This is a genomic window from Flavobacterium bomense (assembly GCF_003970355.1).
The window spans coordinates 40629-54885 of the sequence record NZ_RYDJ01000010.1 but is presented as its reverse complement, the minus strand read 5'-3'; the positions used below and the strand labels follow the sequence as shown (position 1 = coordinate 54885).

14 protein-coding genes are annotated in these 14257 nt (G+C 34.4%); 6 read left to right on the top strand and 8 right to left on the bottom strand.

What is annotated here, in order from left to right:
• Positions 1–148: 148 nt before the first annotated feature.
• The 6 genes from EKL98_RS09845 to EKL98_RS09820 all read left to right on the top strand — a co-directional run bounded on the left by EKL98_RS09845 (position 149) and on the right by EKL98_RS09820 (position 6542).
• The gene (locus tag EKL98_RS09845; protein WP_126555721.1) at positions 149–670 is read left to right on the top strand and encodes a PH domain-containing protein; all 522 of its coding nucleotides are present in this window, start codon (positions 149–151) and stop codon (positions 668–670) included.
• Positions 670–2184 (top strand): PH domain-containing protein, encoded by a 1515-nt coding sequence (locus EKL98_RS09840; RefSeq protein ID WP_126555724.1) that lies wholly within the window; start codon positions 670–672, stop codon positions 2182–2184. Before EKL98_RS09845 ends, EKL98_RS09840 begins: the two co-directional genes overlap by 1 nt.
• Before the next feature lie 85 nt (positions 2185–2269).
• On the top strand, positions 2270–3232 hold the full coding sequence (gene menA / locus EKL98_RS09835) for a 1,4-dihydroxy-2-naphthoate octaprenyltransferase (RefSeq protein WP_126459899.1): 963 nt from the start codon (positions 2270–2272) through the stop codon (positions 3230–3232).
• Positions 3233–3286: 54 nt separating this feature from the next.
• Positions 3287–3964, top strand: coding sequence for a metal-dependent hydrolase (locus EKL98_RS09830; protein ID WP_126454851.1), 678 nt, complete (start codon positions 3287–3289; stop codon positions 3962–3964).
• Between the two features lie 185 nt (positions 3965–4149).
• On the top strand, positions 4150–5358 hold the full coding sequence (locus EKL98_RS09825) for a tetratricopeptide repeat protein (protein ID WP_126562182.1): 1209 nt from the start codon (positions 4150–4152) through the stop codon (positions 5356–5358).
• Between the two features lie 137 nt (positions 5359–5495).
• Positions 5496–6542 (top strand): o-succinylbenzoate synthase, encoded by a 1047-nt coding sequence (locus EKL98_RS09820; protein ID WP_126562181.1) that lies wholly within the window; start codon positions 5496–5498, stop codon positions 6540–6542.
• A gap of 585 nt (positions 6543–7127) precedes the next feature.
• On the opposite strand, the gene EKL98_RS09815 is transcribed toward EKL98_RS09820, so the two are convergent.
• From EKL98_RS09815 to EKL98_RS09780, 8 genes are all read right to left on the bottom strand, one after another.
• Complete coding sequence (locus EKL98_RS09815; RefSeq protein ID WP_126555736.1) at positions 7128–7574, bottom strand: DinB family protein; 447 nt, start codon at positions 7572–7574, stop codon at positions 7128–7130.
• Positions 7564–8043, bottom strand: coding sequence for a nuclear transport factor 2 family protein (locus EKL98_RS09810; protein WP_126562180.1), 480 nt, complete (start codon positions 8041–8043; stop codon positions 7564–7566). Before EKL98_RS09810 ends, EKL98_RS09815 begins: the two co-directional genes overlap by 11 nt.
• Before the next feature lie 429 nt (positions 8044–8472).
• Positions 8473–10506: an OmpA family protein gene (locus EKL98_RS09805; RefSeq protein WP_126555742.1), complete on the bottom strand. Its 2034-nt coding sequence runs from the start codon at positions 10504–10506 to the stop codon at positions 8473–8475.
• Positions 10507–10509: 3 nt separating this feature from the next.
• Positions 10510–12201 (bottom strand): Ig-like domain-containing protein, encoded by a 1692-nt coding sequence (locus EKL98_RS09800; RefSeq protein ID WP_126562179.1) that lies wholly within the window; start codon positions 12199–12201, stop codon positions 10510–10512.
• 364 nt (positions 12202–12565) lie between these two features.
• Positions 12566–12781 carry a histidine kinase dimerization/phospho-acceptor domain-containing protein gene (locus tag EKL98_RS09795; protein ID WP_126576256.1) on the bottom strand — a complete coding sequence of 72 codons (216 nt, stop codon included), beginning with the start codon at positions 12779–12781 and terminating at the stop codon, positions 12566–12568.
• Positions 12782–12922: 141 nt separating this feature from the next.
• Positions 12923–13192 (bottom strand): YtxH domain-containing protein, encoded by a 270-nt coding sequence (locus EKL98_RS09790; protein WP_126555752.1) that lies wholly within the window; start codon positions 13190–13192, stop codon positions 12923–12925.
• Between the two features lie 26 nt (positions 13193–13218).
• A complete protein-coding gene (locus EKL98_RS09785) occupies positions 13219–13371 on the bottom strand; it encodes a lmo0937 family membrane protein (protein WP_126459873.1) in 153 nt (50 codons plus the stop codon).
• Between the two features lie 33 nt (positions 13372–13404).
• Positions 13405–14043 carry a porin family protein gene (locus tag EKL98_RS09780; protein ID WP_126459870.1) on the bottom strand — a complete coding sequence of 213 codons (639 nt, stop codon included), beginning with the start codon at positions 14041–14043 and terminating at the stop codon, positions 13405–13407.
• Positions 14044–14257: the final 214 nt, after the last annotated feature.

The following is a 14257-nucleotide window of genomic DNA, read 5'->3' as shown; positions in this document are numbered from 1 at the left end:
GTCGTAATTTGTCATTTCGACGAAGAAGAAATCTCATTAACAGTTTCAGTAATCAGACTCAAAAGACTCAAATAAAAACGTCGCGCCTTAGTGGTCTTTGTGGCAAAAAAGAAAGCCTCTTTTTGGCAAAAAAAACTAAAATTTATAAATGGAAAATTTCACAAACGAAACAATTGATACGGGCCAACTTCCAAAATTTGAGAAAGTCACTTTTATGAATTTACATCCTAAATATATTAGGGTAGTATTGATTAATTTGGCGTTATTTATTGGCATACTTATTCTTGTTCCAATATTGATTTCAACATTTAAACCGGAACTGTTTTCAGGAAGAGTCTGGTTGATTATAGGAGCTGTTATTCCCGTATTCTCAGCTTTGTTGGTAGTGTTTTCTATTATTGGATTCCATAAAAAAGGATTTGCATTCAGGGAACACGATGTGCTTTTCAGACACGGAATAATTGCTACAAATACGATTGTAATTCCTTATAACAGAGTGCAACATGTGGCATTGCATGAAGGACTGATTTCACGTTATTTTGGTTTGGCCAAAATTGAAATTTTTACTGCTGGCGGAAATTCCAGTGATATTGAAATTCCCGGAATTGAAAAAGAACAAGCGGAAAATATCAAACAGTTGTTGATGGGTAAAATACAAAAGCAATTGTAATGGGAGCCGATTTTAGTCAGCCACAGAGGCAATCTTCAATAGGGATTTTAGTGATGTTTTTTTACACGCTTCAGTATTACGCCAGAGCGTTGTGGCCTATGATTGTGATTTGGATTTTCAAGTTTGATGAGGTTAATAAATTGTATTTTTTCTTTGGGATGCTTGCCCTCTTTGTGAGTGTTGGAGTTGTTTCTTATTTGAAATACCTGAATTTCACTTTCTTTTTGGATGCCGAAAATCAGGAATTTATCATTACCGACGGCGTTTTCAATAAAACCAAAACCGCGATTCAGCTGCGTAAAATCCAACAGGTAAATATCAATCAGTCTTTTATTCAAAAATTAATTGGTGTTTATGAATTGGATGTAGACACAGCCGGAAGCAATAAAAAAGAAGGTGCTATTCAAGCGATTTCGCAAGAACTGGCTTTGGAATTGAAATTTCGTTTGTTAGAAAATGAAGATATAAAGAATGAAATTGGCGCTGAAGAAACTGTATTGGAGGAAACCGAGCAAAAACTATTTGAAGCTGCGCATCCTTTTATTAAAATCAGTTTTTTGAGTTTGCTGAAAGTTGGAATTACATCTAATTATGGCAGAAGTATCGCTCTATTGGTAATTTTTTTTAGTACTATATATGAGAATTTTCAAAATTTTGGAGAAGAAAGCAATGCTTATAAGGAGAAAGTAGGATTATACATTGATAAAAATGTAGTGTTGCAAACTATTTTAATATCAATACTGTTGTTGTTTGTTGTGGTTCTGGTTGTAAATGTGATCCGTACGGTTTTTAAATATTATGATTATAGAATAGCGAGACAAAAAGGATCTTTGTTGTTGTCTTTTGGCTTGTTGAATACGAAAAGCACTATCATCAAACCTGAAAAAGTTCAGATCACGTCCGTTACCAGAAATTATTTCCAAAAAAAAATGGGAATTTTAGAACTACAAATCAAACAAGCTACCGGGGGTGAAAAGGAAGAACGGAAATCAATAATAGAAATTCCGGGATGCAGTGAAGCCGAAAGAGATTCCATATTGACGTTATTATTTCATCAAATTCCTGAAAAGGGAGTAATGCTTCAGCCTAATTTTCGTAAACTTGTTTTTTCTGTTATTCTTTCAATAGGATTACCTTTGTTTGGTTTTATGGCAGTTGGTCATTGGATTGAACCTATAATTTTTGAATATAATTATGTGATGCCAATTTATGTGATTTTTATTGGAGCAATCCAGTATTTTAAATTCAAAAATGACCGATTGTTTATCCACGAGAATTTTATAATAAAGCAAAGTGGCGCTTGGGATGTGAGCAATGATATTATTGAACCCAGTAAAATACAAGCGATTACAACGTCGCAGCTTTTTTGGCATAAAAAGTTGGATATTGGTTCCATAACATTGCATACCGCAGGAGGAAATATCGCTTTTCAATTAGGGAATTATTCAGTACTACAACAACAAGTTAATTTTTGGTTGTACGAAATAGAAACTTCCGATAGCAATTGGATGTAAATAAAATGGTTTAAAGTTTAAGGTTTAAAGTTGTTTTTTACAATAAAGCTTAAGTTTTAAACTTCAAACTTTTAAATAAAAAAATATGAAACATTGGATTGAAGCCGCACGTTTACGAACCTTACCCTTATCGGTTTCTGGAATAATAGTTGGAAGCATGTATGCTTTGGCAAACCCAACAGATAACATATTAACGCCTACGGAAGTCTTTAACTGGCGATTGTTTGGTTTTGCAATATTGACAACATTAGGATTGCAAATACTGTCCAATTTTGCCAATGATTACGGTGACGGAATGAAAGGAACGGACAATGAAGATCGGGTAGGACCAAAACGAGCCATACAAAGCGGTGTGATTACTCCGCAAGCCATGAAACGCGCCATGATCATAACATCAGCTTTGACGTTGCTTTCAGCGATGCTATTGATTTATTATGCGTTTAGAGATACAAATTTATGGTTTTCCTTGTTTTATTTGGTTTTGGGAATTCTTTCAATTGTCTCTGCGATTCGCTATACGGTTGGGAATACGGCATATGGTTACCGTGGATTTGGCGATGTATTTGTCTTTGTATTTTTTGGATTGGTGAGCACTTTAGGAGTGAATTTTTTATATTCTAAACAATTGGATGCGTTGTTGGTTTTACCTGCAATAGCCATTGGATTATTGAGTGTAGGTGTTTTAAATCTGAATAATATGCGAGACGAAGCATCAGATAAAAAATCAAATAAAAACACGATTGTCGTAAAAATTGGCGGTGCCAAAGCTAAAATATACCATTATATTCTGATTGTAACCGCGATGGTTTTAGTATTGATTTTTGCAATTACAGATGATTTTCACTTTGATCAATACTTGTTTTTATTGTCGTATATCCCTTTGACTAAACATTTAATTACCGTCTATAAAAACCAAAATCCTAAGGAATTAGATCCTGAATTAAAAAAACTGGCATTGAGTACTTTTGCACTTTCAATTTTATTGTCATTAGGTATGATTTATTTCTTTTCGGATATAATTGTAAACACTTTTTTAGGGGGGAGATAAAATAATAATCTAAATACGGAATCCTTTAATCATTCTATTTTTAAATTTAAAAAGATGAAAATAACATTTTACGGTCACGGGGCATTAGGGATAGAAGTTGGCGGCAAACATATTATTGTAGATCCGTACATTTCTGCAAATCCCAATGCAGCTCACATTGACATTGATACGTTAAAAGCCGATTATATTTTAGTGACACATGCTCACGGAGATCATATTCTGGATGTCGATGCGATAGCTAAAAGAACGAATGCGGTAATTGTTTCTAACGCTGAAATTGCCGGTTATTATGGTGCAAAAGGCTTTCAATCGCATCCTATGAATCACGGTGGAAGCTGGAATTTCGATTTTGGAAAACTGAAATATGTAAATGCCATTCATTCCAGTTCGTTTCCTGATGGCAGTTATGGAGGAAATCCTGGCGGTTTTGTCATTGAAGGGGAACATAAAAACATCTACATTGCTGGTGATACAGCGCTTACTATGGATATGAAACTCATTCCTATGCGGACCAAACTCGATTTAGCTATTCTGCCCATAGGTGATAATTTTACCATGGATGTTGAAGATGCTATTGTCGCTTCTGATTTCTTGGATTGCGATAAAATTCTGGGGTATCATTACGACACTTTCGGTTATATCGAAATTGATCATGAAGATGCTATTCGTAAATTTTTCAATAAAGGAAAAGATCTCATGTTGTTAGAGATAGGAAGTTCCATAGAGTTGTAATTTTTTTATTTGAAGCTAATCCAGCTATCCGTTGCAATCTTTTATCACCCTGTCAGGGTTTCAAACCCTGACAGGGTGATAAAAGGATTTTTACTTCTATCTGGGCTAGGGTTTGCCGGTACCAAACTTCGTAGTTAATTTTACTAAAACGTTGTTCGCTCTGGTGTTTAAATTTTATATCAATCATGCAAAAAAAGAATTTCATTTTTTTATTTCTGTTTCTAATTTCAACAAATACTATTTTTTCTCAGAAAGATGGCTATTGGGATAAAACCCGTGCTACAACCGAAGAAATTACAGTTTCCGCCAGAGATAGAATCGTTATAAAAACTCAAGATTTCCCTGAAGGAACTACCGAGGTCGTATACAGAATAACGCTTTTGGATAAAAATCAGCAAATGGTGGGCAGTTTAGTTTCGGTTTTAAAAGCTATTCCAGACCCAACAGGAATCAGTCAAGGTTCAGCAGGAGCAGTTTTTATCTTGTCGAAAATATCAGGTGATGATAAATGCAAGTATGCTGTTTTCTCTAGCGATGAATTAGCCATGCAATATAAAGAAAGTGGCAAAACGGATGATGCTTGTTTGGTTCAAGACACGCCGGTGAGTAAAGATGCCAAACGACTTTCTACTGAGAAATCTACTTGTATGCGATCGAATTCGGGAAATTTATGGTTTGGTTTCGAAAGTAAAAACTGGATCATGAACCAAAAAATCATTCTCGAAGTGGTGCCGTGGGTTGATAATAAACTCAGTCGCGGATGGACTTTAGCAAACAGAAAAGCAATAATTGAACAATGCAAAACATCTAATTTGGCTCAAAAAATGACCAATTCAGATGATTTTTGTGTTTGTATTCTCGATAAAATCCAAACCAAGTACAAGTTTAAGGAATTCCAGAAATTATTAGCTGTAGAGCGCACTAAGGCGTTCAGGGATTTTGGTAATAGTTGTTTTGGTGAAAGTAGTCTTTCAAAAAGTGTGTATGACAATTTGCGTAAGCAAGCCGCTATGTTGGCTAAACAAGGAATGCAAGGTGAGGCAATCACGAAATTGACAACGATTATCAATGATGGAAAAGCAACTGCTTTGGATTATAATGCGATAGGTAGCAGTTATGTTTTGACGAAGCAATACGGCAAAGCAATTAAATTCCTGAAAGAAGGTGAGAAAATAGACGATACAGAGTTATTGATAAAGCTGAATTTAGCACACGCGTATTTATTGAATGATAATTTTTCGTCTGCAAAAGCCATTTATAAAGAGTATCAATCGCAAAACGTAACGGATAGTTTGAGTTGGACTCAAAAAGTAAAACAAGATTTCGCAGCTTTTAAGAAAGTTGGGATTAAAAATGATGATTTTGAAAGAGTTTTGAAGTTAATGGATAAATAAATCGAACTTTAAAGCTTATATGCCTTATATGTTTTAAAGAAGCAACAATTCTTTTTACCATGTTAGGCATCTAAATTTTAATAAAATAATTCAGATATAAGTTTACTAGATTGAAATAACTCATAATTCATAATTTCTTGAAAGCAACCTACCACAAATATATTCTTAATTTCAAACGTCCATCAGGAACTTCTCGTGGCGTTATGACCGAAAAAGAAACTTGGTTTATTGTTTTGGAACAAGACGGTAAAAAGGGAATAGGAGAGTGCGGAATCCTTCGCGGATTGAGTATTGATGACCGACCGGATTATGAAGAAAAATTGCAGTGGACTTGCGATAATATTCACTTAGGAAAAGATCAGCTTTGGGAAGCGTTATTAGAGTTTCCTTCGATACAATTTGGAGTGGAAATGGCGTTCCGATCTTTGGAGAGTGAAAACCCTTTTTTCCTCTTTCCATCTGAATTCACAAACGGTACAAAATCCATCCTGATAAACGGTTTAGTTTGGATGGGTGAAGAGGCGTTTATGAAGCAGCAAATCGAGGAAAAATTAGCGCAGGGTTTTAGATGCATCAAACTCAAAATTGGAGCAATAGATTTTGATAAAGAACTACAGTTATTACGGTTTATTCGGGAACATTTTACTCCGGAACAAGTCGAAATTCGGGTGGATGCGAACGGTGCTTTTGATGTAACTTTAGCTTTAAATAAATTAATTCAACTATCTGAATTTAAATTACATAGTATAGAGCAACCGATACAAAAAAACCATACTGACAGGATGGCAGATCTGTGTAAAAAAGCTCCTTTTCCTATTGCTTTGGATGAAGAGCTGATCGGTGTGTTTACTTTGGCAGAGAAAAAGCAATTACTGACAAAAATCAAGCCGCAATACATCATTTTGAAGCCTAGTTTTGTAGGTGGTTTTCGAGGCACGCAAGAATGGATTTCATTGGCTGAAAAGCATAAAATCGGGTGGTGGATTACCTCTGCTTTGGAGAGTAATATTGGACTAAATGCGATTGCGCAATGGACTTTTTTGCAACACAATGCAATGCCTCAGGGATTAGGAACCGGAGCGCTTTATACGAATAATTTTGACTGTCCGCTGGAAGTTTCACAAGGGCAATTGTGGTATAAAAAGGAGTTGGACTGGGCGTTTGATTTTGCTCTTTTGAAATAGATTATCTCGTCTTTTTTTGTTCGCCCTCTCCTAACAAAACGGATAATGTCTTCTAACTAGGAGTGCGGTCCGTTATCAATTTGATAATAAATAAATAACGGGACCTGCCAAAAGTGAGGTTCTAAAATACAAATAAAGATAGCTAATCCTTTTTGTATTCCTTTTTTTCAATCCACTTACAAACAGGATATAGAATAAAACTAATGAGTAAAGCAAAACATAACGGAATAAATAGTGTTTTTCCAAAATAGAATATTAATGCGGACAACGTTAAGTAAGTCGAAAGTTTAAAAGTCGTAAAGTCAAAAGAATTAACTTTAAGTAAAACATCCTTAAATCAGATTGTTACATAATTTTATCCTGATTTTAAAATACGACATTATACCATGGTTATTACTTATAAACTAAAGAATTTCTAAAACAGAATATTTTTTAGTGGACTGAACCGGGATGGGAGTTTTAGAGGATTGGATATCAATATTACATTATAGTCGTTATCTCTTATTCGTATTTTATATTTATTTGCGAGTAAGATGTTTGTTATAACTAATCGAATTACAGTAAATTGAATATTGTGGGAAATATTTAAGCGTCCAATAATCGCCTGTGGTAATTAATTTGTCCCAAATGATAGGCAAGGTGCGTGGTCAAATGGATGAGTATGAACTCAGTTGAAGTTTTGTTCTTTAAAACTAAAAGTGGATATTCCATTTTCAAATCTTCTTCTGAGAGGGTATTAAGTGCATTGACAAGGATAACTATCGTTTCTTCGATTTTTGATAATAATTCTGCTCTTGAAATATCTTTCAGTGAAAATTCTAATGGTCTGTTTCTTATATAACCCGTCTTTCCATATTGGGCTCCAATATATGTGTTGAGATTTCCTATAATATGCAAGCATAGATTTCCGGCTGAATTAGCGATTCCTTTTTGTGTTTTCCAAATATCACTTTCGTTTTCATACGATTCAATTTCGGATTTCAGAATGTTTAAATCTCTAATGAAAAGCATTTTCAGGGTGTCAATCAGCATGTTGAGTTTCTTTATATTTTTTTAATGATAAAAGGGCTTGCTCTTGAATTTTTTTATGAAAAAAACCAGTCCAGCCTAGTAGGTATCCGGTGATTCCAAAAGCTTGTTTGGACCATTTAAAAATATCAAAATCATCGGTGTGTTTTATAATTAATCCGTCTTTAAACTGAAATTGTGCCTGAATACGATTTACTACTTTTCTATTAGTCTTACTGAAATTGTAGGTAGCTATAAATTGTACGGAGCCAATATAGTCATCAGCCTTGACCGCAGAGAATTTAATTGTAATATTCCCTTTGCTTTTTTCGAGGAGCATTTTCCACATTAGGCAAACATCATTTCCCTTTAATAGACCAAAAACTGGATCACGAAATTGAATACTGGAATCATAACAGTTACACATTGTTGGTGAATCTGCATTTGCAATAGCACTATAGAATTTGGTAAGGATTTTCTCGTTTTCGGTCATGTTTTTAAATAAAGTGAAAAGTAAAAATACTAAAATTTTTACGAAAAGTAAGTGTTTAAAATCAAAATTGGAAAGGGATTACGTCTAATTTACCTTTACTTTGTAAAATTATAAGATTCAGAACTAATAAATTAATTCAAAAAAATTGGTATTAATTTGGGACTAAAATAGTAATAAAGATCTTCATTTCTTTCCATAGATTTCACAGATTTGCATAGATTAATGCGCTTCATAGCTTTAAAATATTTTTAATCAGCCCAATCTGTTGCAAAAATTTTCTTTAATAATTGCGAGAATATATCTTTCTTGCTACTTAATTATGAAAATGAATTTCTATTCATGATATCTGAAATAAATTTCAGCACAAAAAAAGAGGATAGAACTTTGCGTTTCTACCCTCTTTGTCAATTTATAATACGTGCATTTTACTTATTTAATAGCGGGCATTATATCAATTATGACGGTACGGTTGTAAAAACGTTCTTCAGGGGTTTTGTTTTCAAAAGGAGAATTATTTTCATTCTCGCCCTCTCCGGTTACTTCAAATTTTACGTCATTCCTACCGGCTTTAGATAACCCTTTTTCAAGGATCCCTTTCACATCGTTAGCACGGGCTAAAGACAAGTTTTGATTGTAGGTTTCTTCACCAATACTATCAGTATGACCGTGAATTAGTACTGTTGCGCCAACAGGTATTTGTGGGGTTACTACTTCGCTAAGGTATTTTTCATAGATACCAATTGCTTTAGATTTATTAAATTCATAAATAATACTATATCTGGTGCCTTCCTCCATTTTTGCAGGAGTCCAAAGTACCATGTGAACAGGAGTTTCTTTTTCTACAATTTTACCACTTTTAGTTTGACCAATCATTTTTACGGTGTAATCACCTTCTGGACGGCTCCCTAAAATTGCTTTTCCAGGAATTTTAACTTCGTCTTGAGTATATGGTCCAAAATTTTGAACCGTACCTTGCTCATCAGTAATTTGTAATGACCATGAAGATAAGGCTTCACCGGCTCCTTTATTGTTGAAGCTAACATAGCTTTCAATAGGAGCTTCTTGTAGTGCTATTATTTGTACAGGTTTTAATTGCGCATCAGGTCCACTTTGAAATTCCATTAGTAAATCCGGTGAATTACTTTCGATAGAAACTCTGCGATCGCCTTCACGAAGTAAGACTAGTTCTTGAGTTCCGCCTGGTTGTTCAGAAGGTATAGTTGGTTTGTCTTGACCTTTAGTCATGATTCTAGACGGATCAATAGCAAATATATATACTAGATAAGTCTTGATTGATGCTGCCATTACTAAACCCTCTTGGGATCCTTTTTCTGACGAACCTACCAAGATAATTGTAGCTGTAGGATTTTTTTGCATTCGATCACCCAGAATGTTCAATACATTATAATACACAGTCATTTGACGTTTAGAACGATCAGACAATTTTTTTGGAACAAAAACTTCCAGTTGGTCTTCTTTGAAGTCTTTTACTTGGTCTTTCGTTAATACAACATAACGACTTGGAATTTCAGTAGATCCTTGATTAAAAAACACATAGTTTCTAAGTGGGAAAATCTCTGTCATTCTTCTTTCTCCCGGAACATTACTAGGAGAATTTACGGAGAACTGTACTTCACGGTCCTTAGCCAGATCTGTTGCTTCCTGAATATTTTTCCCTTGTCCAAATTTGAGCGCAACACCAGCTCTGACAGTAGTATTGTTCCATGTTTCTGTAGCACGTGGATCTTGACCAAAATAGGGTTGGAAAGCGACAAAAGGCGACAATATAAATTGTGTTTTGTTGCTGTCTGAAGATAGCGGAATGTCATATCCAGCTCCAATTTGAAGAGATAAAATTGTTTTGTTAATGGCACTAAAATCACCTCTTACTTCAGGAGAAGGCTCTTGATCCGGAAATGCCGTATTAGTGCCCAATTGATAGGTAAATGATTTGTCTAAGTTGAAAGCTAAACGCGGGCCTCCATACACATAGAAATTAGATTTGAACGGAGCAAAACGTACGCTGGGTTCCACGGTGATGTAACTAAGATCAGTAGATAAATCTGCAGGACAGTCACATGCGGTAGTAACGGGGTCAAAAGAACCTTTACGGCTGTCATAACCTGCTTGAAACATGATGCCCCATCTGGAATCAGCAGGCCTGTATTCTACAAGCGGCGCAATGAAAAGTCCAATACCGTCTCCCTCATGGAAAGTAGCGGGTGGTGTGAAATTAGCATTCAACTGATTTGTTGAACCGCGATAAAAATTAAAATTGGCACCAGCTGCAGCTCCAAAAAGCCAAGTAGGTTTTGCATATTTTACTACTAGTGTTTCTTGTGCCTGAACTTGGGTTTGAATGCTCCACCATGTCAAAGCAACTATCGCAACACTTTTGAAATTCAGATTATTAGGGGACCATGCAGCGCATGATCCCATTTTGAAATTATTTTTAGTTTTCATTTTTTACGGTTTAGAGATTATATTTGTGTGCGTCATTACTACTGCTCCATTTCGAGCAAGCATTCTGCCATTTGCAGTTGAATATGCTCCCATTGTTATAGATTGCAAGGCTAATATATTCCCTTCAAATTTTGTGTAGTTTCCAATAGTTGCAGAACTTCCCGTTTGCCAATACACATTCTTAGCAAGTGCTCCACCACTAAGTTTTATATTTCCACCTGCACCACCAACAGTAGTGAAAGCAGATGCGACTTGGAAGATCCAAACGTCAGTTGCAGAACCGGTAAGAGTCAAATCTCCATTTTGTACTAAAAGTGTGGATGTTGATTTGTATATACCTGCAACAAGTGTTTTTCCGCCCTGATCACCGGATACAGTTATTGGCGCACTATAAGAAGCTCCTTCTGCAAAAAGATATGCATTAGTCAGGTCTAGTTTTGCTTGTGTTAGCAGGGCAGCAATCCCTACAGGGGCAGTATCATCAGAAGCATAAATAGCACCATTTATTATAACAGCGGGAGGAAAGCCTGTTATTGAAGAACGAACACCAGGACTGATACCCACATCCATATTATTAATTACACTGAAACCTGCATTATTACTTACTCCAACACCGGATAAAATTCCAAATCTTTCTGCTGATCCAAGATTTACTGTATTTCCAACCAAGTTTGAACTAGTACTGAAGTTCCAAACGTAATCGTTTGCCAGAGGAGTACCCGCTAAATTTTTAGCAGCTGTACTAATTGTTGCGGTATAAGTAGTCCCTGCTGTAAGTGGGCTTGTAGGAATAAAGGAAAGTGTAGTCCCTGAATAGGAAATAGCTCCTGCTACCGCTGTAGTACCATTTTTTAAAGTAAAGGTAGAATTACTAATAGTAGTAGGATCCATTTCTACACTAAAACCAGCAGTAATAGTTTTATTCAGAGCAACACCAGAAGAATTATTTTCAGGATCTGTTGTGACTACTGAAGGTCCACTAGTGGCGCCTGTGGTAAATGTCCAAACAAAGTTATTTGCAAGTGATGTTCCTTGTATATTTTTGACTCCAGTTGTGATCGTACTTGTATAGACGGTATTGACAGTTAAAGGAATACTAGGTACAAAATAAGCTTTTGTTCCGTTATAAGTAACCGTACCAGCAACGGAATTAGCGCCTTGTTTTAAGGTGAAATTGGTAGCGTTTACAGTCGCTTGATTCATTGGCATATTGAACTCTGCCGCAACCACTTTATTCAGAAATACATTGGTGGCATTGTTCAACGGATCTGTTTCTATTACCATTGGAGTAACTGTAGATCCGGTACTAAATGTCCAAACATAGTCTACTTGTAATGCATTTCCCATTACATCTTTAACGGATGTTTTAATTTTACCGATATAGGTTGTGTTCGCAGATAATGGGGATGTAGGATCAAGTGTAGCAGTTGTTCCACTGAATGAAACAGTTCCTGTAACTAAAGTGGAGCCTTGTAAAGTAAAAGAGGATTGGTTAAAAGTTGATGCGTTCATCTCCTCATTGAAAATAACGGTAATCGATTTGTCTAGTGCTACATTAATAGCTCCATTTTCAGGGCTTGTCGAGACAACTTCTGGACAAACACCATCAATTTCTTGAAAGTCATCCTTAGCGCAACCAGAAATTAATGCAATAAATAGTATTGCAAAAGTTACTAATAAATTTTTAATTTTCATTTTTTGTTTATTTAGGGGATTAAGTTATATGCAGACAAAGGTGAGTTTATTAAAGTAGGAATATGTTATGGAATTAGCGAAATTACTTGCAAGATTTACTCTTGTAAATTGTTATCTTTACTTTTATGTATTAAAAATCAATTAGTTATATTTTGTGTTTACTTAACGCAATATTAAAAGAGAATAGTTGCCTTTTACAGGATCTCTTTACAGTTTAAAAGCTTTTTTGTAGTTTTATATCGATGTTCAATTTTAAGTTCAAAAAAGTAAATAGCGTAAAACGCAAAAATTAATTTTAAAAAAAGACATAAAAAAAATCAAGAATTTTCATTCTTGATTTGTAAATAATACGAATATAATCTGTTTATGTCTTTTTTTTCTTTTTACCTTTTTTTTCTAATGCAAAAATAAATGTTGTCAATTCATTTGTAAAAATATCCAGCGCTATGGTAGATTGTTTTATGTACTCTGAAAATTCCTTTAATTCATTTGGGGAATTTATAGATTCCTCAAGTAAATTGGCTAACCCAATGATATTGGCAATAGGTTGCCTCACTCTATGCGAGGTCATGAAGATCATTTCTTCAAGACCTTTTATATATTCTTTATGGTTTCTTTTGCTTTTTTAAAAAGCATTTATACTGTAGTTACATTGTTTTCCACACTGAAAATTGGAACAAATTGATATTGAGAATCTTTTTGTAACTGTAATTTAAAAATTTTAAATTTTAAATTCCTTTTTAGCTTCTACAAATTTAGTTTCTCCCTTGCCAATTAAATTTTCGCCTTCGTTCCAAATTTTCTCATACTTTTGAGTTATTGTCCCTAATAAAGAGTCTAATTTGCCTTTTAGTTCATCAGCATAATCATTGCTTTTGTCCATGATTTTTCTTCTTGTTTTGTCTCCTTTTTCAGGCGCAAACAAGACTCCTAATAATGCTCCTACGGCAACTCCTCCTAATACTCCTAATATAATTTTATCTGCTTTCATAATGTTTATTTTTAATAACAATGAATTTAAATTCCTCGGCCTTTTATCAGTCTCAATATCACTGCTATTACAGCTATAACCAAAAGGATGTGAATAATTGATCCCGCGCTGTATGCGAAGAACCCAACCGCCCAAAAGATAATTAAAATTACGGCTATGGTATATAATAGATTGCTCATGATTTTAGTTTTTAATGATTAATATTTTAATTTCTAGTTAAGTCTAAGTCCCACATATACGCTCAATACGCTATTTTTTGCATCAGGATAAGTGTAATTAGTACCGGAATAATTTCTTTCTTTTCCTACTTTGGTTAAACCATAATTATATCGTACTCCAAAGTTTGCAACATCTAAATCGATACCAATACCTCCGGAGATACCGGCGTCAAACTTATTGAAATCATTGGTGTCTAATTCACTTTCGGAACTAAATAAGTTAGAATCATTGGTTGTTTTACCACTTACCATATAAGCGGCATAAGGCCCAACATGGACATTAAAATTATCGGTAAGATTCATTACCAATAAGACTGGTACTTCAATATAATTGACATTGAATTTAGCTGTTCCGTTAGCAAAAGAATTGTTGTACACCAGTTCTGCTCCTTTTGTGGTATAGTTAATCTCAGGCTGAATAGCAATAGCATTAGTAATGGGAAGCTTAGCATATAAACCGGCATTAAAACCTGTTAATACATTATTGTCATCTACATTATCCGTGTAAAGATTTGAGAAATTTAATCCTCCTTTAAAACCAAAAGAAGCTGTTTTTTCTTGTGCTTCAATAGTTGTAAAAGTGATAAGGCTTACAAATAGTGAAGCTAAAATAATTGATTTTGATTTTTTCATTTGTTTAATTTTTTAATTAAAAAATTGTTCTTTGCAAAGATGCAACTGTTTCAAAATAATTATGTTACAATACTTTTTGATAAGTTTATATTATTCACACTTTTTTCAATCTCCAAATTTTTCTTTTGATTTTTATTTTTGTCTTTCCAATTTCCTTTTAAATCTGATTCATTCCGCTTTATTGATAATTACCTGTGAAAGAATTGTCACTTTA

Excerpts from the sequence above, each read along its gene's own strand:
- EKL98_RS09815 (WP_126555736.1), bottom strand. The coding sequence starts at position 7,574 with ATGCTGATTGACACCCTGAAAATGCTTTTCATTAGAGATTTAAACATT.
- EKL98_RS09840 (WP_126555724.1), top strand. The coding sequence starts at position 670 with ATGGGAGCCGATTTTAGTCAGCCACAGAGGCAATCTTCAATAGGGATT.
- EKL98_RS09845 (WP_126555721.1), top strand. The coding sequence starts at position 149 with ATGGAAAATTTCACAAACGAAACAATTGATACGGGCCAACTTCCAAAA.
- EKL98_RS09790 (WP_126555752.1), bottom strand. The coding sequence starts at position 13,192 with ATGAAAGCAGATAAAATTATATTAGGAGTATTAGGAGGAGTTGCCGTA.
- EKL98_RS09810 (WP_126562180.1), bottom strand. The coding sequence starts at position 8,043 with ATGACCGAAAACGAGAAAATCCTTACCAAATTCTATAGTGCTATTGCA.
- EKL98_RS09780 (WP_126459870.1), bottom strand. The coding sequence starts at position 14,043 with ATGAAAAAATCAAAATCAATTATTTTAGCTTCACTATTTGTAAGCCTT.
- EKL98_RS09825 (WP_126562182.1), top strand. The coding sequence starts at position 4,150 with ATGCAAAAAAAGAATTTCATTTTTTTATTTCTGTTTCTAATTTCAACA.
- menA (WP_126459899.1), top strand. The coding sequence starts at position 2,270 with ATGAAACATTGGATTGAAGCCGCACGTTTACGAACCTTACCCTTATCG.
- EKL98_RS09800 (WP_126562179.1), bottom strand. The coding sequence starts at position 12,201 with ATGAAAATTAAAAATTTATTAGTAACTTTTGCAATACTATTTATTGCA.
- EKL98_RS09795 (WP_126576256.1), bottom strand. The coding sequence starts at position 12,781 with ATGATCTTCATGACCTCGCATAGAGTGAGGCAACCTATTGCCAATATC.
- EKL98_RS09830 (WP_126454851.1), top strand. The coding sequence starts at position 3,287 with ATGAAAATAACATTTTACGGTCACGGGGCATTAGGGATAGAAGTTGGC.
- EKL98_RS09785 (WP_126459873.1), bottom strand. The coding sequence starts at position 13,371 with ATGAGCAATCTATTATATACCATAGCCGTAATTTTAATTATCTTTTGG.
- EKL98_RS09805 (WP_126555742.1), bottom strand. The coding sequence starts at position 10,506 with ATGAAAACTAAAAATAATTTCAAAATGGGATCATGCGCTGCATGGTCC.